Annotated in this window: 34 protein-coding genes and 3 pseudogenes; 3 read left to right on the top strand and 34 right to left on the bottom strand. The window is 47.2% G+C overall.

The window, feature by feature from the left end:
* Positions 1-200: 200 nt before the first annotated feature.
* From SynBIOSE41_RS18055 to SynBIOSE41_RS07505, 3 genes are all read right to left on the bottom strand, one after another.
* Positions 201-332, bottom strand: a complete 132-nt coding sequence (locus SynBIOSE41_RS18055) for a hypothetical protein (protein ID WP_255355632.1) — start codon at positions 330-332, stop codon at positions 201-203.
* Positions 333-461: 129 nt separating this feature from the next.
* On the bottom strand, positions 462-758 hold the full coding sequence (locus tag SynBIOSE41_RS07510) for a hypothetical protein (protein ID WP_067097922.1): 297 nt from the start codon (positions 756-758) through the stop codon (positions 462-464).
* Complete coding sequence (locus tag SynBIOSE41_RS07505; protein ID WP_186540248.1) at positions 758-1,015, bottom strand: hypothetical protein; 258 nt, start codon at positions 1,013-1,015, stop codon at positions 758-760. The genes SynBIOSE41_RS07510 and SynBIOSE41_RS07505 overlap by 1 nt, the downstream gene beginning before the upstream one ends.
* A 97-nt stretch (positions 1,016-1,112) precedes the next feature.
* On the opposite strand from SynBIOSE41_RS07505, the gene SynBIOSE41_RS07500 reads away from it, so the two are divergent.
* Together SynBIOSE41_RS07500 and SynBIOSE41_RS07495 are read left to right on the top strand one after the other, a co-directional pair.
* On the top strand, positions 1,113-1,880 hold the full coding sequence (locus tag SynBIOSE41_RS07500) for an SDR family oxidoreductase (RefSeq protein WP_066906460.1): 768 nt from the start codon (positions 1,113-1,115) through the stop codon (positions 1,878-1,880).
* Positions 1,865-2,932: a hypothetical protein gene (locus SynBIOSE41_RS07495; protein WP_255475998.1), complete on the top strand. Its 1,068-nt coding sequence runs from the start codon at positions 1,865-1,867 to the stop codon at positions 2,930-2,932. Before SynBIOSE41_RS07500 ends, SynBIOSE41_RS07495 begins: the two co-directional genes overlap by 16 nt.
* Here the strand turns inward: SynBIOSE41_RS07495 and dnaG are convergent.
* The 14 genes and pseudogenes from dnaG to SynBIOSE41_RS07425 form a co-directional block, all read right to left on the bottom strand.
* Positions 2,884-4,971 carry a DNA primase gene (dnaG, locus tag SynBIOSE41_RS07490; protein WP_186540246.1) on the bottom strand — a complete coding sequence of 696 codons (2,088 nt, stop codon included), beginning with the start codon at positions 4,969-4,971 and terminating at the stop codon, positions 2,884-2,886. The two genes, SynBIOSE41_RS07495 and dnaG, sit on opposite strands and share 49 nt — an antisense overlap.
* 2,146 nt (positions 4,972-7,117) lie before the next feature.
* Positions 7,118-7,993 (bottom strand): EamA family transporter, encoded by an 876-nt coding sequence (locus tag SynBIOSE41_RS07485; protein WP_186540244.1) that lies wholly within the window; start codon positions 7,991-7,993, stop codon positions 7,118-7,120.
* Positions 7,994-8,829: 836 nt separating this feature from the next.
* On the bottom strand, positions 8,830-9,570 hold the full coding sequence (locus tag SynBIOSE41_RS07480) for an alpha/beta fold hydrolase (RefSeq protein ID WP_186540242.1): 741 nt from the start codon (positions 9,568-9,570) through the stop codon (positions 8,830-8,832).
* Positions 9,571-9,881: 311 nt separating this feature from the next.
* Complete coding sequence (locus SynBIOSE41_RS07475) at positions 9,882-10,070, bottom strand: Nif11-like leader peptide family RiPP precursor (protein ID WP_255476036.1); 189 nt, start codon at positions 10,068-10,070, stop codon at positions 9,882-9,884.
* Between the two features lie 392 nt (positions 10,071-10,462).
* The gene (locus tag SynBIOSE41_RS07470) at positions 10,463-10,708 is read right to left on the bottom strand and encodes a Nif11-like leader peptide family natural product precursor (protein ID WP_186540241.1); all 246 of its coding nucleotides are present in this window, start codon (positions 10,706-10,708) and stop codon (positions 10,463-10,465) included.
* A 324-nt stretch (positions 10,709-11,032) separates the two neighbouring features.
* A complete protein-coding gene (locus tag SynBIOSE41_RS07465; RefSeq protein WP_186540240.1) occupies positions 11,033-11,296 on the bottom strand; it encodes a Nif11-like leader peptide family natural product precursor in 264 nt (87 codons plus the stop codon).
* A gap of 241 nt (positions 11,297-11,537) precedes the next feature.
* A complete protein-coding gene (locus SynBIOSE41_RS07460; RefSeq protein WP_186540239.1) occupies positions 11,538-11,789 on the bottom strand; it encodes a Nif11-like leader peptide family natural product precursor in 252 nt (83 codons plus the stop codon).
* A gap of 154 nt (positions 11,790-11,943) precedes the next feature.
* Positions 11,944-12,189, bottom strand: coding sequence for a Nif11-like leader peptide family natural product precursor (locus SynBIOSE41_RS07455; protein WP_186540238.1), 246 nt, complete (start codon positions 12,187-12,189; stop codon positions 11,944-11,946).
* A gap of 205 nt (positions 12,190-12,394) precedes the next feature.
* The gene (locus tag SynBIOSE41_RS07450) at positions 12,395-12,670 is read right to left on the bottom strand and encodes a Nif11-like leader peptide family natural product precursor (RefSeq protein WP_186540237.1); all 276 of its coding nucleotides are present in this window, start codon (positions 12,668-12,670) and stop codon (positions 12,395-12,397) included.
* Between the two features lie 270 nt (positions 12,671-12,940).
* Positions 12,941-13,201: a Nif11-like leader peptide family RiPP precursor gene (locus tag SynBIOSE41_RS07445; protein ID WP_186540236.1), complete on the bottom strand. Its 261-nt coding sequence runs from the start codon at positions 13,199-13,201 to the stop codon at positions 12,941-12,943.
* Between the two features lie 280 nt (positions 13,202-13,481).
* Positions 13,482-13,631: pseudogene (locus tag SynBIOSE41_RS07440) on the bottom strand (Nif11-like leader peptide family natural product precursor).
* A gap of 23 nt (positions 13,632-13,654) precedes the next feature.
* Positions 13,655-13,885 (bottom strand): Nif11-like leader peptide family natural product precursor, encoded by a 231-nt coding sequence (locus SynBIOSE41_RS07435; RefSeq protein WP_186540235.1) that lies wholly within the window; start codon positions 13,883-13,885, stop codon positions 13,655-13,657.
* Positions 13,886-14,032: 147 nt separating this feature from the next.
* On the bottom strand, positions 14,033-14,359 hold the full coding sequence (locus SynBIOSE41_RS07430) for a Nif11-like leader peptide family natural product precursor (protein ID WP_186540234.1): 327 nt from the start codon (positions 14,357-14,359) through the stop codon (positions 14,033-14,035).
* Between the two features lie 178 nt (positions 14,360-14,537).
* A complete protein-coding gene (locus SynBIOSE41_RS07425) occupies positions 14,538-14,804 on the bottom strand; it encodes a Nif11-like leader peptide family natural product precursor (protein WP_186540233.1) in 267 nt (88 codons plus the stop codon).
* Between the two features lie 30 nt (positions 14,805-14,834).
* On the opposite strand from SynBIOSE41_RS07425, the gene SynBIOSE41_RS07420 reads away from it, so the two are divergent.
* A complete protein-coding gene (locus SynBIOSE41_RS07420; RefSeq protein ID WP_370594196.1) occupies positions 14,835-15,263 on the top strand; it encodes a DUF3104 domain-containing protein in 429 nt (142 codons plus the stop codon).
* Between the two features lie 18 nt (positions 15,264-15,281).
* On the opposite strand, the gene SynBIOSE41_RS07415 is transcribed toward SynBIOSE41_RS07420, so the two are convergent.
* The 17 genes and pseudogenes from SynBIOSE41_RS07415 to SynBIOSE41_RS07335 form a co-directional block, all read right to left on the bottom strand.
* Positions 15,282-15,581 (bottom strand): hypothetical protein, encoded by a 300-nt coding sequence (locus SynBIOSE41_RS07415; protein ID WP_186540231.1) that lies wholly within the window; start codon positions 15,579-15,581, stop codon positions 15,282-15,284.
* A gap of 322 nt (positions 15,582-15,903) precedes the next feature.
* Positions 15,904-16,166 (bottom strand): annotated as a pseudogene (locus SynBIOSE41_RS07410) (Nif11-like leader peptide family natural product precursor).
* Between the two features lie 182 nt (positions 16,167-16,348).
* Positions 16,349-16,504, bottom strand: a pseudogene (locus tag SynBIOSE41_RS07405) (Nif11-like leader peptide family natural product precursor); the annotation flags it as partial.
* A 146-nt stretch (positions 16,505-16,650) separates the two neighbouring features.
* Positions 16,651-16,719, bottom strand: a complete 69-nt coding sequence (locus tag SynBIOSE41_RS18050; protein WP_255476035.1) for a hypothetical protein — start codon at positions 16,717-16,719, stop codon at positions 16,651-16,653.
* A gap of 264 nt (positions 16,720-16,983) precedes the next feature.
* Positions 16,984-17,205 carry a Nif11-like leader peptide family RiPP precursor gene (locus tag SynBIOSE41_RS07395; RefSeq protein WP_186540230.1) on the bottom strand — a complete coding sequence of 74 codons (222 nt, stop codon included), beginning with the start codon at positions 17,203-17,205 and terminating at the stop codon, positions 16,984-16,986.
* Between the two features lie 220 nt (positions 17,206-17,425).
* The gene (locus SynBIOSE41_RS07390; protein ID WP_186540229.1) at positions 17,426-17,680 is read right to left on the bottom strand and encodes a Nif11-like leader peptide family natural product precursor; all 255 of its coding nucleotides are present in this window, start codon (positions 17,678-17,680) and stop codon (positions 17,426-17,428) included.
* A 181-nt stretch (positions 17,681-17,861) separates the two neighbouring features.
* Positions 17,862-18,125 (bottom strand): Nif11-like leader peptide family natural product precursor, encoded by a 264-nt coding sequence (locus SynBIOSE41_RS07385; RefSeq protein WP_186540228.1) that lies wholly within the window; start codon positions 18,123-18,125, stop codon positions 17,862-17,864.
* A gap of 171 nt (positions 18,126-18,296) precedes the next feature.
* A complete protein-coding gene (locus SynBIOSE41_RS07380; protein WP_186540227.1) occupies positions 18,297-18,566 on the bottom strand; it encodes a Nif11-like leader peptide family natural product precursor in 270 nt (89 codons plus the stop codon).
* Between the two features lie 212 nt (positions 18,567-18,778).
* Positions 18,779-19,051 carry a Nif11-like leader peptide family natural product precursor gene (locus SynBIOSE41_RS07375; protein ID WP_186540226.1) on the bottom strand — a complete coding sequence of 91 codons (273 nt, stop codon included), beginning with the start codon at positions 19,049-19,051 and terminating at the stop codon, positions 18,779-18,781.
* A 190-nt stretch (positions 19,052-19,241) separates the two neighbouring features.
* Complete coding sequence (locus SynBIOSE41_RS07370; protein ID WP_186540225.1) at positions 19,242-19,493, bottom strand: Nif11-like leader peptide family natural product precursor; 252 nt, start codon at positions 19,491-19,493, stop codon at positions 19,242-19,244.
* 163 nt (positions 19,494-19,656) lie between these two features.
* The gene (locus tag SynBIOSE41_RS07365; RefSeq protein WP_186540224.1) at positions 19,657-19,917 is read right to left on the bottom strand and encodes a Nif11-like leader peptide family natural product precursor; all 261 of its coding nucleotides are present in this window, start codon (positions 19,915-19,917) and stop codon (positions 19,657-19,659) included.
* A 213-nt stretch (positions 19,918-20,130) separates the two neighbouring features.
* Complete coding sequence (locus SynBIOSE41_RS07360) at positions 20,131-20,388, bottom strand: Nif11-like leader peptide family RiPP precursor (RefSeq protein WP_186540223.1); 258 nt, start codon at positions 20,386-20,388, stop codon at positions 20,131-20,133.
* Between the two features lie 325 nt (positions 20,389-20,713).
* Entirely contained in the window at positions 20,714-20,968 is a 255-nt protein-coding gene (locus SynBIOSE41_RS07355) for a Nif11-like leader peptide family natural product precursor (protein WP_186540222.1), read from the bottom strand.
* 172 nt (positions 20,969-21,140) lie between these two features.
* Positions 21,141-21,383, bottom strand: a complete 243-nt coding sequence (locus SynBIOSE41_RS07350; protein ID WP_186540221.1) for a Nif11-like leader peptide family natural product precursor — start codon at positions 21,381-21,383, stop codon at positions 21,141-21,143.
* Between the two features lie 188 nt (positions 21,384-21,571).
* Positions 21,572-21,802 carry a Nif11-like leader peptide family natural product precursor gene (locus tag SynBIOSE41_RS07345; protein ID WP_186540220.1) on the bottom strand — a complete coding sequence of 77 codons (231 nt, stop codon included), beginning with the start codon at positions 21,800-21,802 and terminating at the stop codon, positions 21,572-21,574.
* A 188-nt stretch (positions 21,803-21,990) separates the two neighbouring features.
* Positions 21,991-22,221: a Nif11-like leader peptide family natural product precursor gene (locus tag SynBIOSE41_RS07340; RefSeq protein ID WP_186540219.1), complete on the bottom strand. Its 231-nt coding sequence runs from the start codon at positions 22,219-22,221 to the stop codon at positions 21,991-21,993.
* 196 nt (positions 22,222-22,417) lie between these two features.
* Positions 22,418-22,648 carry a Nif11-like leader peptide family natural product precursor gene (locus SynBIOSE41_RS07335; protein WP_186540218.1) on the bottom strand — a complete coding sequence of 77 codons (231 nt, stop codon included), beginning with the start codon at positions 22,646-22,648 and terminating at the stop codon, positions 22,418-22,420.
* Positions 22,649-23,001: the final 353 nt, after the last annotated feature.

Genomic DNA, 23,001 nt, shown 5'->3' with positions numbered 1-23,001 from the left:
GGTCCCCGTTCCTTGGCCTGAATCGAACTGCGCCTCTCTGAAGCAAGAGGTGAACGTTGTTGGTAGCTGTTGCTACAGACTTCTTATAGAACAAACGCCAATGGTTTAGTCGTTCAAATGGATACAAAACGCATCCAACATCTCAGGGAAGGGGTCTCAGCTGTTCAGCACAGAAGCTGCTCTAGTCAGAAGCTCAGTGTTCAAAGGTGGGGATAAGCATTCGCCAACCCCCAGACCGCCAGTGCTGTAATACAGGCGAAGGTCATTGCAGCCCAGGCCGCGGTGCTGGAGCTGGAGCTTTTCGACAGTGGAAGCTGAATTTTGCGTGCCATCACGTGGACATCGACTCACCTCCTTAGTGGCTCAATCAAGCCCAGATCGCCAGTGATATCCGTGACCCCTAACCATTCACCAAGACCGGGAAAGGCGCCACTGGTTTTCAAAATGTTGCCAGCGTCTGCTCAGACAGGGCAGACCAACTGCACTGCATTGGATCTGGAGGAAAACAAGAGCACAAAATTATCGCCATGGCCATTCAATCCAGTTTGCTCGCGCAGCAAATCAGTGCTGGCAAGGGCCAGGCCACAGGTCTCGCAGAACAACACCGGCAACGTTGCAGCACTGCCCTGCATGGCCTGAAGATCCAAAGCCTGGCGAACTGCACGCTGCGAACGCTCCAGTCCGAGTCGCTCCACAAGAGCAGGCCAGAGGTCGTTCACTGGAGCGCTGGCCGCAAAATCAACTGAAGGATGGGACATCAGACAGGCAGCTGTTCAATCGCCACCACAATCATCTGTGGTGAGACCTCGATCACCTCCAGAGGATCCTTGTTATCGAGGTAGGCCTCAAACGACGAAAACCGCTCAATCCGGGGAGCAGCCTCCTTCACGGCACAGGCCGCAATCCAGTCGTTGTCATCCGGTTTAACGGACACATAGGCCTGCAACGCCTCCTCCAAATCTCCGCCATCGCCAATGCCCTCCCCATGCCAGAACGCTTCAAAGAATTCAGACATCGGACACGGGAAACGAGCTTGTTGATCATGGCTCCGACCTGGGCCACTGCACAGTGCCTGAAAGCTCGAGAATGGGGATTGAGGGACCGGCAGAACAATGCAGGATTCGCTGTTCAGGCTTGATGGTCAGGTGGTACTGGTGACGGGCTGCCGGCGTGGGATCGGCCAGGCCATGGCGGATGCACTGGCCGAAGCAGGAGCGGACATTGTTGGCATCAGCGCATCGCTCAACCCCGACAGCAGTGAAGTGGGAGATGCAATCCGTAAGCGTGGTCGTCGATTTTCCGGTTTTCGCTGCGACCTCAGCGACCGCCACACCGTCGACCTCGTTCTGGACCAGGTTCTCAGCCAGCATCCGGTCATCGACGTGTTGGTGAACAACGCCGGCATCGTGCGCAGATCACCGGCGGAGGAGCACAGCGATGAGCTCTGGGACACGGTGCTGGAGGTCAACCTCAGTGCAGCATTCAGAGTCAGTCGCAGGATCGGGGCAGTGATGCTGGCTCGCGGCAAGGGAAGCATCATTTCCACAGCCTCCGTGCTCAGCGATCAGGGTGGATTGAATGTGGCGAGCTATGCCGCCAGCAAAGCGGGCCTGGCCAACCTCACACGCTCACTGGCCAATGAATGGGCAGGACGCGGTGTGAGAGTGAACGCCATCGCACCCGGGTACGTGGACACAGAGATGACTGAGGCGCTGCAGTCAGATCCACTCAGATCGCGGCAGATTCTGGAACGCATCCCCGCCGGGCGCCTGGGATCACCTGATGATCTGCGCGGACCGGTGGTGTTTCTGGCCAGTGAGGCCTCGCGCTACGTGCATGGAGAGACACTGGTCGTGGATGGCGGTTGGATGGGTCGCTGAGCTCTCAGGAGATCAGGAGAGAGCGTTTGGATGCGGCATGGCTAGACACGGGGCAGCGAAGTCGGTGGCCCATGCAGACGCTGGAGGAGTATTGCCGGAGATTTAAAGAGGCCGACGCCATCTGGCCCGATCTGCCGATGGCCGCCGATGACCGGCAACAGTGGTGGGAGCGCTGGCTTGCGGACAGGGACCCTGCGGGATGTTGGGATGATCTCCGTCAGCTCCTGCCGCAGCTGTTACTGCAACCGGGAATCGACGTACACAGCAGCGATGCCTATCAACGACTGGTGATGCGGGGTGAACAAGCACAGGCTGCAGACCTCAAGCTCGCGCCAGTCCTGCGTGACCCGTCAGGAACAACGCTCACCATTGCGCAGCATCCGACCGGTGCCGTTCCAGTGCTGACCTTTCGCAACCATGAGGATTTCGTGCTGGCCGTACGCTGTCTGGCCCACCGCTGTGAAGCGGTTCCGATTCAACCCACTGTGCACGCTCAGGCGATTTCAGGCCTGATCCACTGGGGTTTGATCCGCGCGTTAGGCGTGCAGGCACGATGCCAGATCCTCCTTTTACACCGGGCTCCCTACGCCTCTTTATCGATAGAAACAATTCCTGGTGAGCCACCAATGGAACGCTGGCTGGACCTGTCGCAGACCTGGAGGCTGGAACATGAACTCACCCATATCGCCTGCCGCAGGCTGGTTGGTGAGATGCGCATCAATCTGTACGACGAAATCGTCGCCGATGCCATGGGGATGACGGCAGCGTTGGGACACTTTGATGCCGATCTGTTCCGGAGAGGTCTCGGCCTCTCGATTGAGGGAGTCCCAAACACGGAGGCAAGGGCTCACGTCTATGTCTCAACGCTTGAGCCAAGCCAGCATCAGAAGGCCTTTGAGCTCACACTCCAACGTGCGGGCGAACTGGAAAAGCTGCTGAAAGAGCAGCGCTGGCCAGGGCACTCAATGGCGTTGTTTGCACGACTGGTCCGCGGCCAGCTGACTCAACCGTTGACGGAAGCAGAAGGAGCGGAGCTGGTGTCCGAGGCATAACCGGCACAGCGCTGTTGATCGAGATGTTGGATGTGTCGACGCTCGCTGTAATACAGCTCCTGAAAACGCAGGGCTTCAGCGTTGAGGTCTTCGAACATGGCGTGAATGCGCTGCTCCATGTCCACTTCCATCTCAGCAGCGGGAGTTGACTGCTCATCTTTCTCCTGCTCGATCAAGACGGCGATGCATCGCTCCAGGGTCTGCAGACGCTGTCCAGTCCAGGCTTCGAGCAAATGCCGGCAGCGTTTGTGACTCTTCTGACGCTCGAGCATCGCTGCAGTTCCCCGCAGCTGATCCATGGGCCGCGAGAGTGACACACGCTGCAGCTCATCCGGTTCGAGCAGGGGTGTAAGGCGCGCCACCAGATCACTGTTTTCCAGCAGGAGCTGATCGGTGAGCAGTCGAGGCAGATCGAGATCCGCCAATTCGTCGCCGCGATCCTCACCGCGACTGATCGCTTCCAGACGCATACTGCCGAGATTGCCTTCCTCGAGATCCGTGATGCCTGACCAGAGCAGCCGGTGGTGCTGAAGTGCAAAGTCCTCGAGCTCTCTGCTCCTCAATTCCTGGCGGATGCCAGCCCGATGGGATGGGCAATGGAGATAAAGCAGCAGGATCTCCGCCTCCGAACGTTCACGCTGGGAAGCTTCTCCAGCCTTTTCATGTCGGGTTGAACGACCATGCCAACGCTGACCCTGGACTTGCTGACGGAGATCCTCTTCCAGCTGCAGAGCAAGACGGCCTTGCCCACCGCTGAGGCGCTCTGCCACCTGCTGGATGTAGTGGGTGCGAATGGCGGACTGGGGAAGCTTGCCCAGCAACGCAACCAGCGAAGCCACCGAACGCTGGAACTGATCCGCCTTGCTTAGATCTCTGCCTTCAAGGACCTGATCGATCTGCCAGTCAAGCCACAGCGGCGCCTGATCCAGCAAAGCCCGATAATCACCGGCGCCGTGATCCTTGAGAAATTCATCAGGGTCCTTTCCGGATGGAAGGTGCAGGACCCTCAACTCGAGTTGTCCCTGGAGTGCGAGCTGCTCCACCTCACCAATCGCCCGGTTGGCGGCACGGACGCCGGCTCCATCGGCATCAAAATTCAAAATGATGCGTTTGCCATCACTGCACCGGCACAGCTGGGTGATCTGCTGACTACTGAGAGCAGTGCCTAGGGAGGCCACCGCATTGGTGATACCTGCCGCATGCAGTGCGATGACATCGAAGTAACCCTCCACAACGACAGCACGGTCGTCCTTGCGGATTGCCGAAGAGGCTCGGTCGAGCCCGAAAAGATGCTTTCCTTTCTCGAACACCTCTGTTTCAGGTGAGTTGAGGTACTTGGGCTCACTGCCATCAAGGCTGCGCCCACCGAACCCGATCACCCGGCCCTGTCGATCACGGATGGGAACGATCACCCGATGGCGGAAGCGGTCATAAAAACCGTTCCCCCCCTTGCGGGGAACCACCAGACCAGCCGCCTCCAGAAGTTCGGGCGCGAGACCCTCCACCTGCCGCAGATGCCTGAGCAGGCCGTCCCATTGATCCGGCGCATAGCCGAGCTCAAACTGGTCGAGAGTGGTTTCGCTCAGTCCACGCGTCTCACGCAGGTAGCGAAGAGCCTCAGAACCGGCGTCGGTCCTGAGCTGTGCACGAAACCAGCCGGAAGCCAGCGCAAGTGCCCGGTGGAGCTTGTCGCGACGGGAGAGCTGCTGTTTGAGTTTCTCCTGCTGAGGACCGTCGACGGTCTCCACCGGCAGCTGGTAGCGGCGGGCAAGATCAAGGACGACCTCACTGAAACTCTGGCGTTGAAACTCCATCAGGAATTTGATGGAGTTCCCTCCTGCGCCGCACGAGAAGCAGTAATAGAACTGCTTGGCAGGAGACACCGTCATGGACGGCTTGCTGTCATCGTGAAACGGGCAGATCCCGACGAACTCACGGCCCTTCTTCTTAAGCACAACGTGCTCACCGACCACATCCACGATGTCGGCGCGTTCCTTAACGGCCTCAATGGTGCGGGGGTGAAGTCGTGGGCTGACCATCAGACCATTCTGCGAGAGACCGAGCTCAACGTCGATCGGGATCGCTGATGAAAAGACCCTTAGCAATACGGAGGGGAGAGTTATGGCATGAACAATGGGGTCTGGCGGTTTGTTGTGAGCGCAGCTTGTAACGCCTGGCTGTTAATGAATATCAAAGATCATCCAACACAAAGGACGTTCGAGGTCGATCTGCCCATCTCAGTACCTGCCAAACGTCGCAAGTTGCTGAGAACCGACGCAATCCAGAGGAAGGCAGGCAACACACGAAAAGAATCCATCTAGAACCGTCCAGTAGTGCGGGCGATCTGACGAATCTTCATCAGAGCATCTATGTGTTCAATTGAACAGTGGTACTTTGATTAGCAAGATCCATTGGGCCGCAATTGATCACAGAAAAACAGACACCAACAGAAGAAAAGAAAGCAATTTTCCAAAGAACATTTGTCATGGTTCCTGAAGAAATGAGCCACTTTCAATGCCCACATGGAGCGAATCGCGGTCAGCAAGTCGGATGAGAAGGAACTGAGAAGAACCAGCAGCTCAGACAGATCAAAAAAATGCGATCCTTCACGTGAAGCAACGGGAAAGAGGCACTGTCAATCACGCTAAATCGATGGAATATCAGGCTGCAAAAGAGTCTTAGTAGCAGTCATAGCTGACACTGAAACACTGCCTTCTGACATCCAGATGATTCCTAAAGCTACATATCTATTATTCAATCTGAAAAAACACTGATGTATAAAAACAAAACTATTTGATGAGCAAGCTCGATGAAGAAACAAGCGTGTCAAAGCACTAGCCCTTTATGCAGCGATTGCTGTTAATGACGAAGAAAAACTTAGTAACCGTCGTGAGAAACATCAAACTCGCGATAAAGTGCATCGGCATCCTGCAAATGCTTATTCATAAGCAAGTACTGGATACGATCCTTCCACCACTGTTCAGTCAAACCATTATCGGCTTTGACAAAAGTGTATTTGGGCAATTCCATAAACCTCCTTTAATCCATGCAGGTATAGAGGCTTTTCCTCTACATACCAATTAATCCTTACATTACTTAAGTAGCCTGCAATACATGTATAAGGACCGGCACATCTGGAACAAACCGTCTTATCACCAAGCTGATTGATACTTAAAAAGGGTTATTCAACATAGTCCAACCAACTATATAAAAGATGCCACTCCTAAAAAATGATGGCGAACCAATCTCTGCAGGACCTGGTTCATTCCTTAATAAAATCAAATCAATTGTAGAACTTTAGTCTGATGCAATACAATCTGCTCAAAAGGAACGAATGAGAGTCATTGCAAAGATTGCTGAGTATCAACAAGGGCTGCAACAACAACCCATCAACAATCATGCATTTTCCAAGGCAATGGAAGCGGAAGATTGAAGCAAAGAGATAATCTCCACGCAAGATAATGCTAATCAAGAGTTCAACGGTTAAAAACTCACACTGCTCCGAAGTTCCAAGCCCTAGTTGCTAAAGCTAGCTCCATAAACCAGCATGGAATCGTTGCAGACAAAGGTACTCTCAAGAATGACACTGCTATGCACCTGAAGCGATCCGGCACGATATCCAGTCACAAAGCCATGATGAGTAACAAGAGAGGTCACGACAACAGCAGGTTCAAGCCATTTCGATGTGCTCTCACTCATGCAGCACCCCAGCGAAGAAAGAAGGTAAGCCTGTATTTGAACATCACCAGGAGAGCCCCAATTGATCAAGGTGACTACTGTACCCAATAAAGTGCGGTTACTAATTACTAATACCGAGTCGGATACTCGGTCAGCGTCAAAGGATCTTGAGAAAATCAATACTGCTGGATGAAATGGTCAGTACGTAACCCTGGCTCTTCAGCAGTCAACTCTCAAAAAATCTGTGGACAAAAGAGTTTGATGAAATAAATACTTTGATACTAATTTACTTTTGGTTCTATTAGTCGAAATATTGAGAATCACAATAGGCCGTCTTTGCGACGATGATTCAGATTTGACAAGCAGCCGAGAGTGAGACAAAACGATTTATATCAAGGCATAAAGGTCCTCTTATAGACAAGAACTAATGCTTTGCAGCTGCTAAAAATTGTTAACAATGCCAAAGAATTGAGCAAAAAGAAATATGCCAACAATGAATTTATTTTTTTAGAGTGCTTTGAGGCGTTTCTGACCGGAAAAGATCGCGCTAAGGGCAGATAGCATGATAAGTACAACACCAATCCACTGATAGAAATCTAGATGAATATCGAATATCCAGGATTCTGCAAATGCAACAATCGGCAGATTAAGCAGTAATATATTCTGGAATGTCACAGGTGGCAGGGCAAATACAGTCTTTGATGCAGTAAAGCTTTCCAGCATTTTCAAAATACCTGCAGCTAGCAATAAAATCCAAAGAACTGCTAGTGCAGGGTAAGATGCAGCAGGTAATCTAGATATTAGAATCAAGCCTAAACAAGCAAATGCAACTTTGCTCAGCTGTTTTGAAAAAACGACTTCTTTCACGTTGACCATTCCACGCATTCTACCGGTCAAAATGTCAGCGCTAGTGCTAAATATCAGAGTTGAAACCCCAAACAACAAGCCAACGAATGGAAATGTCTGAATCTTCACTCCTAAGACCAGAAAAGCGCCTGCAGCAGCAAAGACAACAGCTGCTAGTTCCAATGGTATCGGCGGTCTTGATTCAATGCTACAGGTTCTGAGAAGTAGCACAACAGAGGACAGACTGAGGAACATTGCAGCAATTGATGCAGGCAAGTAATTAATACACAAGAGTGCAGAAAAATTAAATAGTCCACTCAATAAAGCCATTGAGACAACAAGTCTCCACTGTCTCCGATTCCACTCTTTGTAAACATGACGTCGCTTTATAATTGATGGTAATAAAGCAACAATTCCGACACCAGAAGCTAGCAGCAGCCACGGGGAAGCGAAATGCCCGAGAAGATATTTAGATAACACAATGTAGACGCTAAAGAGGAAAGAAGTGCTGATTCCCCAAGCGATTCCCTTGAGCATGATCGCAGGCTGCTGTATTGATAGCCTACAAGGTCTTGGAATTGAATTATCATGGCATCACGATAGGTCAGCAATTTTGCAGTTCATAACTTATTCAAACCCCAGATGATAATCAGTGCCAAAGCAGGATCATAGATGTAACAAACGATGCAGAAATTCCTATTGACCCAATCCAAATATTAAGGCGGAAAACTGGCATTCATAAGACTTCAATTGCTATTAGACAACATAGAAAAATTACTCGAGATTCTTGGTAAGCAATGATGGCTGCCAATTAAACTTAAGCAACGATATAACTTGTCTGGAATCGTGAACTGATCAAAACGAAGCCACATGCTATGAAGAGCAAAAAATAAGGCAGAAGGCACTGATTAGTCACTATCGATCTCCGAAAAAAATAGACTCGCATTGAGAGTTGATTTTTAACTTTGGAGGCGATTGAAACAGAAAAAAACGGCAAAGGAAGGAACAACGCTGTCTGCTCAGACGAACCCTACCGCCATATCCCTAGAGATCTAGTGAACCTCAGCAGCTGCATGATCATGCAGCAACACTCAGCAAAAACATATTAAAACTAGATTATATGGTTGTTTACAACCAACACACTCTAACAATCTGAAATAGAGAAACAGTCATTCGCTCTTTCCGGCTATTCTTCAAAAATCCTTGATTGAACGTTGTTCACATCAGAAACAAAGCATCTTTCGCAATCCCAATAAGTGCATACGAAATAGATGATCATTAGAAGCAAGAAAAATCAGCACACATGGAAGAGTTATTGAGATAATTTTACTTATAACTAGCGAAAGGTTTTGAGATACCCCTAGGTCTAAATATTAATATCTCTCCTTTAAATCGATATTCAAACGAATCCATTGATCAACAGTTTTAGAAAGTAATAATGGCCTCTCCCAGATTAAATTATGACCGCATAGGTCAAGTATTTGTGTTTCACACTTCTTATGATACTGCACGTATTCAAATTGTTCAGAAGGCTTTAGCAGTGCGTCCTCGGCTCCAGCAATTGCAAGTATTGGACATTGAATATTAGGAATATTTTCACTCACACCTGGCTTTTCAAGTATAGCTTTTAATTGCCTGAGAAAAGTTTCAGGACCTATTCTTTTAGCCATTGATAACCAACGATCAGCCATGGAATAACTGGTCTGTTGGTTGATAAATCCCTCTTCAACAATTGATCTAAATGAATCCAATGCTTTCCCCGATCTCAGGTCATTATAGAGACTATGAATAACTTGAAGATATTGAAAAGGTGCTTCTGACCAAGACGAAATCAACACCAGACCTTTCACCTGAGATCTCATCCTGCTTGCCACTTCCTGTGCGACCCAACCACCCATTGAAAACCCGAACAAAAGAAGCTCTGAGTCAGAATATTGCTTAACAACTTTACAAGCCATTTCCTCTAATGATACTTCTGAAGTGAATAACTCGCATCTTGTACGACTGACACTGGGAGATTCATTTAGAGCATGATCTAATTCCAACATGGAGTCGAGATCACAAGCAAATCCGGGCAACAAAACCGCTGATAATTTTGTGTTAGGTAAAGTCATCTTGAATCAAACCTTGATTTTGTCAATTGGCAACGTTTCTACTGAACACTGGAATCATGCTTGGCTTTAGTGAGAAATACCTTGAGTTGGTCGAGCTACATGGGTATCAGATCTGTATAGGGTTTATAGCAACAGTCTGTAGCAGCGTCATTGGCTAGCAATTACTGCACTTAATCGTGCCACACATTGGAGACTGAATTGTAAGCTTTTAGGGATGATTGAAGCAATATATTCCCACTGCTAATACAAAGGCTTTTAGTATGTAGGCTGACCCTAAAAGAGTGGCCACAGTCAGGGATAGGAAGAACATATTACCAACAGCAATAGGACACAATGTCGGAAGTACAAAAGTCGGAAACTTTCCCACCAGCCAAAGTTTCAATCTCAGCATCAGATGGGAATTGGCGATGCTCTTCTAATTCTTCTGTAGTGATCGAAAAGCCTGCAGATTTAGCAATAGCAACAGGGTCTGCACCTTCAGCCTTTAACTGTTCCTGCAGTGATGTATCGACTTAAACTTTGGCGATGAATGCCTTCAGTTGCTCTTCTGACATGGGTAACAGGTCTGTTCAACAGTTCTAGCAACGGTACACTTGAGCGTCCTTAGATAATAATTACTGAGCTCAATCGTGGCAGGTATTATCCCAAGCTGATCATGGAAGTGTTGACCCTGACGAACTGACAGCGCAACGAGAACTTGTCGCTGCTTAACCGTAGACAAAGAAAAGGCCCGACGAGTGCATGCGTCGAGCCTCTCTCTATCCTTGAGCAAAAGCAATTGAACTGAACACTTTTACCATTTCTAATCCTAACATTAAACGACAAAAAATGTATCTTGGAATTAGATCAATCATGAATGTTTGAGAAGAGATTACCAAGACTACATTCATTTTCAACCACCAACGCAGGTAGTATTCCACATGGGACCGCTCCACGACGCTCCACCAGCCACTCCTTCGAGCACTTCATCAGGAATGTCTGATTGAGCTCTCTTCAAGTCATCAACAGAAATAGTAAATCCTACTTCTTTAGCAATGGCAGCAACAGCATTGGTATCAGCCGCTGCCTTGAGCCTTTCCTGAAGGCTGATGTTGCCTTTGGCGTTAGCAATGAAAATTGTGAGTTGTTCTTGTGTCATGGTTCTAAAGAGTGAATGAATGGAGGTGTAGCCCCCTCGACTCCTTTAAGATCACAGCTCTTCTGGTGAACACCACTACACAGTTCTGGTGGAAACCCCGCAGGGTTCTGGTGAGCAAATGGTGTATGTCTCAGAACCTTGTCACTACTTAGTTATATAAGGCATCCGCCTCTCGGATTCCTGCTCAACTGCTCTTAACCGTACCAGGTATTGAAAGCTAATTTATGAGCTTTAAGAGTTTATTAAAAAAGACTCTACAGAGTCAGAAGCTTTGATAAGTTTACTAAATCTATGTTTTCTATCCTTATCCTTCATGAGGTAATATCATCCCAATCCCCAAGTATTAACAGTACATGAGGTAACATCATCCCATGTACAGTGACAAAGACACTCATACTCACCGCCAGCAGCTCTTTCCAGCTCACTATCTGAAATCTCGTTCTGAACGTCATCAGCAGAAATACTAAAGCCAGCATCTTTCGCAATTGCAAGAGCTGCGTCAACGTCAGCAGCTGCTTTTAGCTTCTCCTGGAGGCTGGTGTCGCCTTTGACTTTTTCTAAAAAGGCTTTGAGTTGATCTTCTGACATTGGGATAGATAGTCTTTAATGGTTATAGCAACCATATCTCGCAGTGTCTCCATCTAATAATTACTGCACTCAATCGTGACAGGTGTTGAAGGCTTATTGATGGGATCAGTTAGGCTATTGAAGCAATCAAAGTTATTGCAGAGGCAGGTGCTTTGCTGGGCAGCAGGGGGTAAGCAAGAGGGTGACTGGAAATTTTAGAGTAGGCGTAGGAACAACAAAGTGAGTAATATTAATTCATTTCTCAATCACAGACAACAATACACAATCTCATTCTATTACATAGCGTAAAATTCTCGCCATCCCCCCCAGCGGCAGCTCGTTCCAGCTCCTCTTCTGAAATCTCGGTCCGAACGTCATCAGCAGAAATCGTCAACCCAGCCACCTTTGCAATATCAAGAACAGCATCAACAACAGCTGCAGCTTTGAGCTTTTCCTGAAGAGTGGTGTCAGCGTTCACTTTTTCTAGAAAAGCTTTGAGTTGCTCTTCTGACATAAGTAGCAGGTCTGTTCAGCAGTTAAAGCCACGGTCTGCTGCCGTGCCTTTGGTTAATAATTGCTGCGCTCAATCGTTCCAGGTATTGAGGGCTGATTTGTTGGGTTATTGACTGATCCTTCCTGTTCCGATTGTGCTCAAAAAGTCTGAGATCTTATCCAAAGGTCAAACTAATTAAAGTTCCATGACACTCGCATTTAGTAAAAAGCTCACAACCCCCAGAGGCACCTTCCAGCTCTCTTTCACTTAATTTAGAAATATTATCAGTCGTGAATTCGTGGCCGTATTGCTTAGCGATGCTTACGACGTCCTCAGGAGTTTTCGCTGCTTTTAGTTTCTCCTGAAGGCTGGTGTCGCCTTTGACTTTCTCCAGGAAAGCCTTGAGTTGATCTTCTGACATGGGTATGAGGTCTGTTAAGCAATCATAGCAACGGTCTGTTGCAGATGCTTTGGATAGTATTCACTACGCTCAATCGGGCCAGGCCTTGAAGACTGATTTATTGGATTACTGGCATGATTGAAGAAATAAAAAGCCCCTGTGGCGGCAGTTTTAGGTGTTATGTGAACTCCAAGAGCCAGATACTTAAACATGCCAGCATTAACGTTTACGGCAGCTTCGACATTTCTTCAGATATTGGACGGCACAAGCAACAGACAGGAAATGGGGGTGTATTTATATTGCCCAACCCAGCAGCACCTTCAAGCTCCTTTTCAGAAAGCTCTGATTGAGCGTTATTCAAGTCATCGACAGAGATACTAAATCCTGCTTCTTTGGCAATAGAGACCACATCATCAGGGTTAGCAGCTGCTTTTAGCTTCTCCTGAAGGCTAGTGTCAGCTTTTACTTTTTCAATAAAGGCTTTGAGTTGTTCTTCTGACATATGTATGAAGTCTATTCAGAATTCATAGCAACGGCGTGCTGTAGCGTCATTAACTAGTATTTACTGCGCTTAATCATGCCAGGTATTGGAGGCTGATTGGTGGTCTTTTTGGGGTGATTGAAGAAATAAAAAACCACTGCGGCAGGGGGTTTGATGAGCAGCAGGGGGTTAGCAGGTGGGGACTAGGAATTGCTGGAGCAGGAGTAGGAGTAGGAACAGCAAATTTAGTACTGTAGGTTAGTACTTCTGAAATCCTAGTAGATAGCTTTTTCAGCACGCATACGAGCAATCATCCCGACTAGTAGATAGCGTAGGACAACCAAGTTCGTCTTTCGTCTGCTCCCCTCCTGCAGCTCTTTCCAACTCATTATCTGAAATCTTGGTCCGAACGTCATCAGCAGAAATCATAAACCCAGCCTCTTTCGCAATTGCAAGAGCTGCGTCAACATCAGCGGCTGCTTTAAGCTTGTCTTGCAGGCTGGTGTCTGCTTTGACCTTGTCTAAAAAGGCTTTGAGTTGCTCTTCTGACATAGCTATCGGGAGTCTTTAAGGGTTATAGCCATAATGTCTTGAAGTGTCTTTGGCTAATACTTACTGCGCTCAATCGTGCCAAGTAGTGAGGGCTGATTTGTAAGCTGTTTGGGCTGATTGAAGAAATGAAAAGCCCCTGCGAGAACAGGGGCTTGGGGTAAGTAAACTCCACTGAGTTCAGTGACAGCACTCCCAAAGTCAGCCGTCGCATTCCAGCTCCTCTTCGCTCCAAGCTCGGCAGCCATCCGCCAGTTGCGCCTTCCAGCTCCTCTTCGCTGAGCTAGTCGATCTTATCAGCAGTGAATTCGTGGCCATGTTCTTTAGCAATTCCTACAATATCTTCAGGTGACTTAGCTGCTTTTAGTTACTCCTGAAGATTGGAATCGTCTTTGACTTTGGCGAGGAATGCCTTGAGTTGTTCTAGGGACATAATTATTTATAAGTGATGTACTCTCAACACTCACCAGCACACCAAGAGATTGTGATACCGCCAGACACGCCTTCCAGCTCTTCTTCAGAAAGTTCTGATTGAGCCTTCTTCAAATCGCCAGCCGAAATACTAAACCCAGCCTCCTTGGCGATCGCAATAACTGCGTCAGAATCAGCTGCAGCTTTGAGCTTCCCCTGAAGGCTGGTGTCGCCTTTGACCTTTTCCAGGAACGCTTTGAGTTGTTCTTCTGACATGAGTAGCAGATCTTTTCAACATTCATAGCAACGGTCTGCAGCAGTGTCTTTGATTAATAATTACTGCGCTCAATCGTGACGAGTTTTAATATATATCTGATGATTATAAGAGTATTTTTCTTGACAAGGTTTCTGGAGAACACAAATTCAGGCCGTGCATTCATTTCCAATAATTTGCAGCACTAAATTGTGTACTTGAGATGTTAATTTAAACAGGTTTGACAAATCGCATCTCTTGCAGTGAAAAGTTCCAACTACGCATTCTGTGCATCCCCATATGCTGAGCCCTCCGCCTGCCAGGCATTCTAGCTCATCTTCCCTGAGTCGACTGATCTTGTCACAAGTGAATTCATGACCGTGTACTTTAGCGATGCCCACAACATCTTCAGGTGACTTGGCTGCTTTTAGTTTCTCCTGAAGATTGGAATCAGCTTTGACCTTATCTAGGAAGGCATTGAGTTGCTCTTCTGACATGGATGCAGAGCTATTCAGGAGATATAGCAACGGTTTGGTGTAGTGTCTATGGCTTATATTTGATGCGCTCAATCGTGCCAATTATTAAATGCCGATTTATAGGCTTTTTGGAGTGATTGGAGAAACAAAAACCTTGCGCCGACAGGGGCTCTTATGAATAAATTTCTATAACCACTCTCTACAAGGTGAAATAACAGCACGCTTGTGGCTCAAAACAGGTGTTGTTTGTCAAGCACGCCGTTTCGGCACCTCCAGCCGCGCCTTCCAGTTCCTCTTCAGAAATCTCTGATTGAGCCTTCTTCAAGTTGTCAGCAGAGACGCTAAAGCCAGCATCTTTCGCTATCGCAACAACTGCATCAACATCAGCAGCTGCTTTGAGCTTTTCCTGAAGGCTGGTGTCGCCTTTGACCTTTTCGAGGAAGGCTTTGAGCTGGTCTTCTGACATAGGTGATTGGCCAGTACAGAAGACCTAGCCATGGCCAGCAGCGGCGTCATCCGCACTCAGGGCAGCATCCGGCCTCGTCTTACCAAAAGAACTTGGGCAGACCTGCTGTTTCGTTGCTGGTACAGGTGTCCTATGTTCGAGAGCGTGTCAGTCGATCACGGGATCTACAACCAACAGGACCCCTCAGAGCAGCCGAACTTCCTGAGCGTGGTTCCAGACAAAACGGTGATCGTGCAGCACGACTGTCTGTCCGGAGAGAAGAGAGACAAGGATTGGTGGATGGGGCAGGTAATCCACTGCGGCGGCGGTGCCCGAGAACCGAACATCCACAACCTCTTTCAAATCGCATATGTGGATTCTGGCGTGATTTGTTGGATAAACGCCGACCTGGTAAAGCACATCCTGCCGAGGGAACCAGGGCAATTAAAAACCCCGCTCGTGGCGAAACGGGGCTGGTAATGGATTGTTAATAGTCCTTCAGAAGCGCAGCTGTATTCCAAATCCAGCGGGAGCCCCATAAACATTCCCATACCTGAGCCCATATACAGGAATCACAAGTGGATAGCGATTAACTTCTCGGTGATAGGCACGCCGAGCACGCTGGAAATCACGCGTTTCGCGGCGAATCTCCCGCCGCAGCTGTCTCAGCTCATGCCGCCTTTGCTGTTCGTAGCTCCGCGCCTCAGCGGCAGGAGCCAAAGCAGTCGTTGTGGCTCCGATCAATCCAACACAAAGTACGGCTGCGGTGACCTTTTTCACTTTATTGAATGTGGTCATGGTTTTAGGGAGTGAATGTTTAGGGGTTCTGCCCCCTGGACTCTTTCAAGATCACAGCCCTTCTGGTGAACCCCACTGCAAAGCTCTGGTGCAGAAGCGTAGAGGATCTGGTGAGGATCTGGTGAATTATTCAGATCCTTTTCACTGCATAGGCTAGTAGGGCATTCATACGCTTGATCTCTTCTCAACTGCACTCAATGTGACATATATCAGAGGCTGATTACTGAGCTTATTGACGAGATTGAAGAAATAAACAGCCCCTGCTACCGCAGGGGCTTTGATAAGTAAACTTAATCTCTTTAATATTGTTTTTCTAAAAAAATCAGAGCGGTCTGCTGGTAGAACATGCTCCTATAGTACAACACGGCGCCTTACATCCTGCTTCGAGTGAAAAATAACCCCCAGCCGCTCCTTCCAGTTCCTCATCTGAAATCTCTCTGCGGACGTCATCAACAGAAATACTAAACCCAGCCTCTTTCGCAATTGCAAGACCTGCGTCAACATCAGCAGCAGTTTTAAGCTTTTCCTGAAGGCTGGTGTCTGCTTTGACCTTCTCAAGGATGCTTTGAGTTGTTCTTCTGACATTGGCATCGGAAGTCTTTAGTGGTTATAGCAATGGTCTGCTGCAGAGACTTTGGATAATATTTACTGCCTTCAATTGTGCCAGGAATTGAAGGCTGGTTTGTGGGATTACTGGCAAGAGTGAAGCAATTAGAATTCGCTGTGGCAGCAGAGGCTTTGATAATGAGTAAATATATAAAAGTGGGCTACTGTCCACAACAAATTGTGCGACCTCTGTCATGAACTGTCCAGCCACCAGCCACGCCTTCTAGTTCCTCTTCACTGAGCTCAGTAAACATATCAGCAGTGAATTCGTAAGCATATTCTTTAGCGATAACCACAACATCCTCAGGTAACTTAGCTGCTTTGAGCTTTGACTAAAGACTGGAGTCGCCTTTGACTTTTCCGAGGAATGCCTTGAGTTGTTCTGAAGTCATAATTATTTAAAAGCAATGTACTCTCAACAATAACCTGTACAACAAGTAATTGTCCCACCGCGAGCCACACCTTATAGATCTTCTTCACTGAGTTCAGTAATCTTATTAGCAGTGAATTCATGACCGTGCTCTTTAGCGATCCCTACGACGTCTTCAGGTGACTTAGCTGCTTTAAGTTTTTCCTAAAGTGTAGTGTCGACTTTGACCTTTTTTAGGAAGGGCTTTGAGTTGTTCTTCTGATATTGGAGTGCGTTGAGCTACAGCCTGGACGTAGCAACGGTTGGCAGTGATGTCAGACGGCAACTGACACTCAGCAAAGCCCAAATTTTCTGGTAGTCGGAGCTGATTGTTGATGATCAGCAGCTACCCCTCCAGTTGACGAAGCCACCTCCACCAGTGGGGGCTTATGATTTCCAAAATCCAGCGACAACGTGTATGTCAAGCTCGTTTCCTGAAAGTTCTTTGATACCAGATTGAGCCTGCTTGATCTCATCGGTTGTAATGACAAACCCAGCTTCTTTCGTAATCGCAAAAGCTGCGTCAACATCATCACCTTTAAGCTTATCTTGCAGGCTGGTGTCTGCTTTGACCTTTTCTAGGAAAGCTTTGAGTTGTTCTTCTGACACGAATAGCGGGTCTTTTCAGAAGTCATAGCAACGCTCTGCTGCAACGTCTTTGATTAATATTTACTGTGCTCAATCGCACCAGGTATTGGAGGCTGATTGATGAGCTTATTTTGAGAGAGGGGGTGGGGCGATTGAAGCAAATACCCCATTCATCACAGAGCTTTTCTGGCTAAAATTGTAGGATTGGCCAAAAATAGGCTTCGCACTATCCACTCAAAACCTATTTGTGGGTCCAACGCAAGATACAAGGACAGGCAGCAAGAGAGCGGATATTCGTCCCACCAGTCACGCCTTCTAACTCCTCCTCAGAAATCTCAGATTGAGCATTCTTCAAATCATCAGCAGAAATCATAAACCCAGCCTCTTTCGCAATTACAAGAACTGCGTCTGAATCAGCAGCAGCTATGAGCTTCTCCTGAAGATTGGAATCGCCTTTGGCTTTGGCAATAAAGTTTTTGAGTTGTTCTAGGGACATGGGTATCAAGTCTGTTCAGCAGTCATAGCAACGATCTGCTGCAGTGTCTTTAGCTAATAATTACTACGCTCAATCGAGCAAGGTATTGAAGATTAATTCTTGGAGCCTGGAGTGATTAAAGCAATAAAAACTCCTGACAAATAATGGGGTTCAAGTTTGATTTAAGTTAATGGAGAGATAATCAACGCAAAACTTCCCAAGAAACGTATTTACAGCTCTTGCACTCCGCGAAGCAGTCACTGCTTTTCCCCCCAGCTACGCCTTCCAGTTCTTCTTCAGAAATCACTAATTGAGCGTTCCTTAAATCATCAGCAGTGATCATGAATCCCGACTCTTTGGCAATCTCAGAAACAGCATCGGTATCGGCTGCTGCTTTGAACTTTTCCTGAAGGCTTGTGTCAGCTTTGATTTTTTCAAGGAAGGCTTTGAGTTGTTCTTCTGACATGGTTAGCAGGTCGGTTCAGCAGTCATAGCTACGGTATACTGGAGTGTCACTGACTGACAATTACTGCGCTAAATCGTGCCTGGGTGGAGGGAGATTTGTTAGGAAAAGGTTGTGATTAAAGGAATAATAAGACAATTACTGCATATGGTGAGCGGATTGCGATTGCAACTTTCAATTGCAAATATTTTGACAATGTGACTGGCAAAAATAAGACCAAAGTGACCCAACATCACCACCAGCATCACCGCCGGCCATTCTTTCAAGTTCTTTGCCTGAAAGCTCTGGCTGAGCTTCCTTCAAGTCCTCAGTCGAGATGCTGAAACCTGCTTCTTTGGCAGTCGCCACAACGGCGTCAGTATCGGCAGCTGCTTTGAGCTTTTCCTGAAGAGTGGTGTTGCCTCTGACTTTTTCCAGGAATGGTTTGAGTTGTTTTTTAGTCATGCGTATCTCCAAAAGGGACTCTTTGGTTCTACGCCTGTTGCACTGCAGGGAGCAGAGGGGGAAGCCGAACTCAGCGGTACGGTTTCATGTGCTATCTAGACGATTTGCAATGAGAGAATAAAAAATTTGATTGTGTTACCTTTGGCTTGGTGGATAGCGGGTTTGGTGCGTAGATTGACCAACCTTAACAATATGCCACTTCTTGATTTTTCCTAGCAAGTTCCAGCCACGCCACTGCATTGACTGAACTTATTCCAGCAAGAATGGCATCTATAATAGTTTGAACCACCAGCCACGGTTTCAAGTTCTTCAGCTGAAAGTTCTGATTGCTGAACGTTCTTCAAATCATCAGCAGAGATGCTAAAGCCAGCCTCTTTAGCAATCGCACGGACTGCATCAGCATCAGCAGCTGCTTTGAGTTTCTCCTGAAGGATAGTGTCGCCTTTAACCTTCTCCAGAAAGGCTTTGAGTTGTTCTTCTGACATGGTTATTGGGAATCTCTAACGGTTATAGCAACAATGTCTTGAACCGTCTTTGGCTAACAATTACTGAGCTCAATCGTGCCAGGTATTGAAGGCTGATTGATGGTCTTGTTGGTGTGATTTGAAGCATTAAAAAAAGCTGCGACAATATGGTGGGTGGATGGAGTAGGAAAGGGGTTTAATTTACAAAATTCTAGAACGCAAGTGTCCGACAAACCGCGGTTAGACAGCAATTTTTTGATCTCTCTCCCCCAGCCGCGCCTTCCAGCTCTTCTTCTGAAACCTCTGATTGAACCTTCTTCAAATCGTCAGCAGAGATACTAAATCCCGCCTCTTTCGCAATCGCAGAAACTGCGTCTGATTCAGTAGCTGCTTTGAGCTTCTCCTGAAGACTGTTGTCTGATTTAACTTTCTCCAGGAAAGCTTGGAGTTGCTCTTCTGACATCGGTATAAGGGTCTTTAACGGTTATAGCAATGGTTTGCTGCAGTGTCTGTGGCTAACAATTAGAGTGCTCAATCGTGCCAAGTATTGGAGGCTGTATTATGGGATTATTCAAGCTATTGAAGCAATTAAATCCCCTGCTAATGCTAGCGATTTGATGAGTAAACTACAGCTCTACTTCCTTATCCTTTCCTATCGTCAGCAGGTAAATATTAACACAGCTAACGTTCCCGCATTCACCTCCTGCCGCCCTTTCCAATTCATCATCTGAAATCTTGGTCCGAACGTCATCAGCAGAAATACTAAACCCAGCCTCTTTTGCAATTGCAAGACCTGCGTCAACATCGGTAGCTGCTTTGAGCTTTTCCTGAAGGCTGGTGTCTGCTTTGACCTTCTGAATGAAAGCTTTAAGTTGTTCTTCTGACATGGGTTTCAGGAGTCTTTAACGGTTATAGCAATGTTCTTCTGCAGTGTCTTTGGTTAATACTTACTGTGCTCAATCGTGCCACGTATTGGAGGCTGATTGATGGGGTTAGTCAGGGTATTGAAGAAATATGCCCCCCCCGTGGTGGCGGGGGCATTAGACGATGAGTAGTCCAAAAAATCAAGGTCTTATTTTCGTTGTCAACATGTGTCGTGGTCAGCAAAACCAACATTTACATAGATCACATGACGCTGACCATTCGCATGTTTCAGCTCTAGCACCAGCCGCACCTTCCAGTTCTTTTTCTGAAAATCTTGACTGAGCCTTGTTGGGGCCATCAACATTGATAATAAATCCTACTTCTTTAGTAATTGCAGCAACAGCATTGACATCAGCTGCGGCTTTAAGTTGCTCCTGAAGGCTGGTGTTGCCTTTGACATTAGCCAGGAAAGCTGCGAGTTGTTCTTGTGTCATGGTTCTAAGGAGTGAACGTTTAGAGGCGTTGCCCCCTGGACTCCTTCGAGATCACAACCCTTCTGGTGAACCACACTACACGGCGCTGGTGCGTAATCCGTGAAGTTCTGGTGCGCGTCTGGTGAATCGGTCAGAACCTTGTCACTACTAAGGTCAGTAACGGATTCGTTTGCCTAATTACTACTCAACTGCGCTCAATCGTGCCAGGTATCGGAGGCTGATTTGTTGGCTTTTTGGGGTGATTGAAGAAATAAAACCCCTGTAGTGGCAGGAGCTTTTGGTGAATTAGCTTAAAGGGTTTCAAGTAGACTGCCAATCAGTAAGTTCAGCACTTCCTGCAGCCAAGGGTGTTTACCGTAAGAGCACAGCGCCCAAAAGAAGTCCAGTCTCCCCCAGCCACAACCTCAAGCTCTGCATCAGACAGGTTTTGGCGATGAGTGTCTAAGTCTTCTGCGGTAATGGAGAAGCCAGCGGCTTTGGCAATGACTACAACATCAGCACCTTCTGCTTTGAGCTGTTCCTGCAGTGAAGTATCGGCTTGAACTTTGGTAATGAATGCCTTCAGTTGTTCTTTTGCCATGGGTAGCAGGTTTTTTCAGCAGTCATAGCAACCATTTCCTGAAGCGTCTTTGTCTATCGATTAATACGCCCAATCGTGCCAAGTATTGAACCCTAATTGTGGTTTTAGGGGTTGATCTAAGAGCAACGAACTACCTGCTTTCCCTGGACACAAGTATGGGTACAATAAATATTCAAACTGGTGGCTTGACACCTGTCATAACTTTACCATCGGGCATAATCGCACAGGTACCACCAGACACTCCTTCAAGCTCTTCTTCACTGAGCTGGTTGATCTTATCAGCAGTGAATTCATGACCATGTTCTTTAGCGATACCTACAACATCCTCAGGTGACTTAGCTGCTTTTAGTTTCTCTTGAAGATTGGAATCGCCCTTGACTTTGGCGAGGAATGCCTTGAGTTGTTCTAGGGACATGGGTATCAGGTCACTTGAGTAGTCATAGCAACGGTCTGCTGCAGTGTCTTTGGTTAATAATTACTGCGCTCAATTGTGCCAGGTACTGGAGGCTGATTTGCGGGCTGTTTGGGCTGATTAAGGCAATAAAAAGCCCCTGGCAATGCAGAGGCTTTGAGTGTTTAAGTTTTGAAGCCGAGGGTAAAAAGTTATTGACAGCCACACCTGGCACTCTCTGTAATAGCAACAGTCCAGCCTCCAGCCATGCCTTCTAGTTCCTCTTCACTGAGTTCAGTAATCTTATCAACAGTGAATTCGTGGCCGTGTTTTTTAGCGATGCCCACAACGTCTTCAGGTGACTTTGCTGCCTTTAGTTTGTCCTGAATGGTCTGATCATTCTTTGCTTTGGCAATGAAGGCTTTAAGTTGCTCGTCTGACATGGCTATCGGGAGTATTTAGCGGTTATAGCAACAATGTCTTGAAGTGTCTTTGGCTAATAATTATTTCGCTCAATCGTGCCAGGTATTGGAAGCTATTTATAGGATTGGTCAGGCTATTAAAGAAATAAAGAACCCCTTCAGCGGTAGTGTGGTTAATACGCAAACCTCTCACCTGTTAGCGAAAAGATCTACCCTTTACTACAGTTATAAAGATCATTGCAAGTCGGATGACCTCCAGCCGCGTTTTTCAGCTCATCATCTGAAACTGATGCCCGAACGTCATCAGCAGAAATACTAAACCCAGCCTCTTTCGCAATTGCAAGACCTGCATCAACATCAGCGGCTGCTTTGAGCTTCTCCTGAAGACTGTAGTCGACTTTGACTTTTTCTATAAAGGCTTTGAGTTGTTCTTCTGACATGTGTATGAAGTCTGTTCATCATTCATAACAACGGCGTGCTGCAGCGTCTTTGACTAGTATTTACTGCGCTCAATCGTGCCAGGAAGTAAAGGCTAATTTATGGGATTAGTCAAGCATTTGAAGAAAAAATGCCCCTGTGATGACAAGAGCTTTGATGAGTAGACTACTAATCAACACTCAGAACAAAAAGGTAACATCACCATGGTCCTCGCCAGCTCTCTTCTAGAACTCCTCCAGACACGCCTTCCAGCGCTTCTTCAGAAATCTCTGATTGAGCGTTCTTCAAGTCATCAGCAGAGAGACTAAATCCCGCCTCTTTCGCAATCGCAAGAACTGCATCTGAATCAGCTGCAGCTTCGAGCTTCTCCTGAAGCGTGGTGTCGCCTTTGACTTTTTCCAGGAAGGCTTTAAGTTGTTCTTCTGACATGAGTATCGGGACTCTTTAACGGTTGTAGCATTGATATCTGCTAGTGTCTTTGTCTGATAACTAAAAGCATTCTACTTAATCGACAACCTCTCGTAGTACAAAAGCTAGAAGCATCTTCTCAAGCTCCTGTCTTGCGATCAGAACCCTGGTGAGCTCTTCTTCTTCTACCTATTCTTTATGCTTACGTTGCCAGATGTCGTCTTCCATGATCACTTCTTCTCCTCAAGATAACGAGCTACCAGTTGATCATGGTCTGCCAGGAAGGAACTCAAGACATGCCTGATACTGTTGGCTCTATCGCAATCGATGTGCATTGCATACCAAGTGAGAAAGCCTTCTTCAAAGTCAGTAAG

It is taken from the genome of Synechococcus sp. BIOS-E4-1 (genome assembly GCF_014279995.1).
GTDB lineage: Bacteria > Cyanobacteriota > Cyanobacteriia > PCC-6307 > Cyanobiaceae > Synechococcus_C.
The sequence above is the reverse complement of the archived record's forward strand: the minus strand, read 5'-3'. Positions and strand labels throughout refer to the sequence as shown.

Coding starts and splice junctions, on each gene's coding strand:
- SynBIOSE41_RS18055 (WP_255355632.1), bottom strand. CDS start 332: ATGGCACGCAAAATTCAGCTTCCACTGTCGAAAAGCTCCAGCTCCAGC.
- SynBIOSE41_RS07510 (WP_067097922.1), bottom strand. CDS start 758: ATGTCCCATCCTTCAGTTGATTTTGCGGCCAGCGCTCCAGTGAACGAC.
- SynBIOSE41_RS07505 (WP_186540248.1), bottom strand. CDS start 1,015: ATGTCTGAATTCTTTGAAGCGTTCTGGCATGGGGAGGGCATTGGCGAT.
- SynBIOSE41_RS07500 (WP_066906460.1), top strand. CDS start 1,113: ATGCAGGATTCGCTGTTCAGGCTTGATGGTCAGGTGGTACTGGTGACG.
- dnaG (WP_186540246.1), bottom strand. CDS start 4,971: ATGGTCAGCCCACGACTTCACCCCCGCACCATTGAGGCCGTTAAGGAA.
- SynBIOSE41_RS07485 (WP_186540244.1), bottom strand. CDS start 7,993: ATGCTCAAGGGAATCGCTTGGGGAATCAGCACTTCTTTCCTCTTTAGC.
- SynBIOSE41_RS07480 (WP_186540242.1), bottom strand. CDS start 9,570: ATGACTTTACCTAACACAAAATTATCAGCGGTTTTGTTGCCCGGATTT.
- SynBIOSE41_RS07470 (WP_186540241.1), bottom strand. CDS start 10,708: ATGACACAAGAACAACTCACAATTTTCATTGCTAACGCCAAAGGCAAC.
- SynBIOSE41_RS07465 (WP_186540240.1), bottom strand. CDS start 11,296: ATGTCAGAAGATCAACTCAAAGCCTTTTTAGAAAAAGTCAAAGGCGAC.
- SynBIOSE41_RS07460 (WP_186540239.1), bottom strand. CDS start 11,789: ATGTCAGAAGAGCAACTCAAAGCTTTTCTAGAAAAAGTGAACGCTGAC.
- SynBIOSE41_RS07455 (WP_186540238.1), bottom strand. CDS start 12,189: ATGTCAGAAGATCAACTCAAGGCTTTCCTGGAGAAAGTCAAAGGCGAC.
- SynBIOSE41_RS07450 (WP_186540237.1), bottom strand. CDS start 12,670: ATGTCAGAAGAACAACTCAAAGCCTTTATTGAAAAAGTAAAAGCTGAC.
- SynBIOSE41_RS07445 (WP_186540236.1), bottom strand. CDS start 13,201: ATGTCAGAAGAGCAACTCAAAGCCTTTTTAGACAAGGTCAAAGCAGAC.
- SynBIOSE41_RS07435 (WP_186540235.1), bottom strand. CDS start 13,885: ATGTCAGAAGAACAACTCAAAGCGTTCCTGGAAAAGGTCAAAGGCGAC.
- SynBIOSE41_RS07430 (WP_186540234.1), bottom strand. CDS start 14,359: ATGTCAGAAGAGCAACTCAATGCCTTCCTAGATAAGGTCAAAGCTGAT.
- SynBIOSE41_RS07425 (WP_186540233.1), bottom strand. CDS start 14,804: ATGTCAGAAGACCAGCTCAAAGCCTTCCTCGAAAAGGTCAAAGGCGAC.
- SynBIOSE41_RS07420 (WP_370594196.1), top strand. CDS start 14,835: ATGGCCAGCAGCGGCGTCATCCGCACTCAGGGCAGCATCCGGCCTCGT.
- SynBIOSE41_RS07415 (WP_186540231.1), bottom strand. CDS start 15,581: ATGACCACATTCAATAAAGTGAAAAAGGTCACCGCAGCCGTACTTTGT.
- SynBIOSE41_RS07390 (WP_186540229.1), bottom strand. CDS start 17,680: ATGTCCCTAGAACAACTCAAAAACTTTATTGCCAAAGCCAAAGGCGAT.
- SynBIOSE41_RS07385 (WP_186540228.1), bottom strand. CDS start 18,125: ATGTCAGAAGAACAACTCAAAGCCTTCCTTGAAAAAATCAAAGCTGAC.
- SynBIOSE41_RS07380 (WP_186540227.1), bottom strand. CDS start 18,566: ATGACTAAAAAACAACTCAAACCATTCCTGGAAAAAGTCAGAGGCAAC.
- SynBIOSE41_RS07375 (WP_186540226.1), bottom strand. CDS start 19,051: ATGTCAGAAGAACAACTCAAAGCCTTTCTGGAGAAGGTTAAAGGCGAC.
- SynBIOSE41_RS07370 (WP_186540225.1), bottom strand. CDS start 19,493: ATGTCAGAAGAGCAACTCCAAGCTTTCCTGGAGAAAGTTAAATCAGAC.
- SynBIOSE41_RS07365 (WP_186540224.1), bottom strand. CDS start 19,917: ATGTCAGAAGAACAACTTAAAGCTTTCATTCAGAAGGTCAAAGCAGAC.
- SynBIOSE41_RS07360 (WP_186540223.1), bottom strand. CDS start 20,388: ATGACACAAGAACAACTCGCAGCTTTCCTGGCTAATGTCAAAGGCAAC.
- SynBIOSE41_RS07355 (WP_186540222.1), bottom strand. CDS start 20,968: ATGGCAAAAGAACAACTGAAGGCATTCATTACCAAAGTTCAAGCCGAT.
- SynBIOSE41_RS07350 (WP_186540221.1), bottom strand. CDS start 21,383: ATGTCCCTAGAACAACTCAAGGCATTCCTCGCCAAAGTCAAGGGCGAT.
- SynBIOSE41_RS07345 (WP_186540220.1), bottom strand. CDS start 21,802: ATGTCAGACGAGCAACTTAAAGCCTTCATTGCCAAAGCAAAGAATGAT.
- SynBIOSE41_RS07340 (WP_186540219.1), bottom strand. CDS start 22,221: ATGTCAGAAGAACAACTCAAAGCCTTTATAGAAAAAGTCAAAGTCGAC.
- SynBIOSE41_RS07335 (WP_186540218.1), bottom strand. CDS start 22,648: ATGTCAGAAGAACAACTTAAAGCCTTCCTGGAAAAAGTCAAAGGCGAC.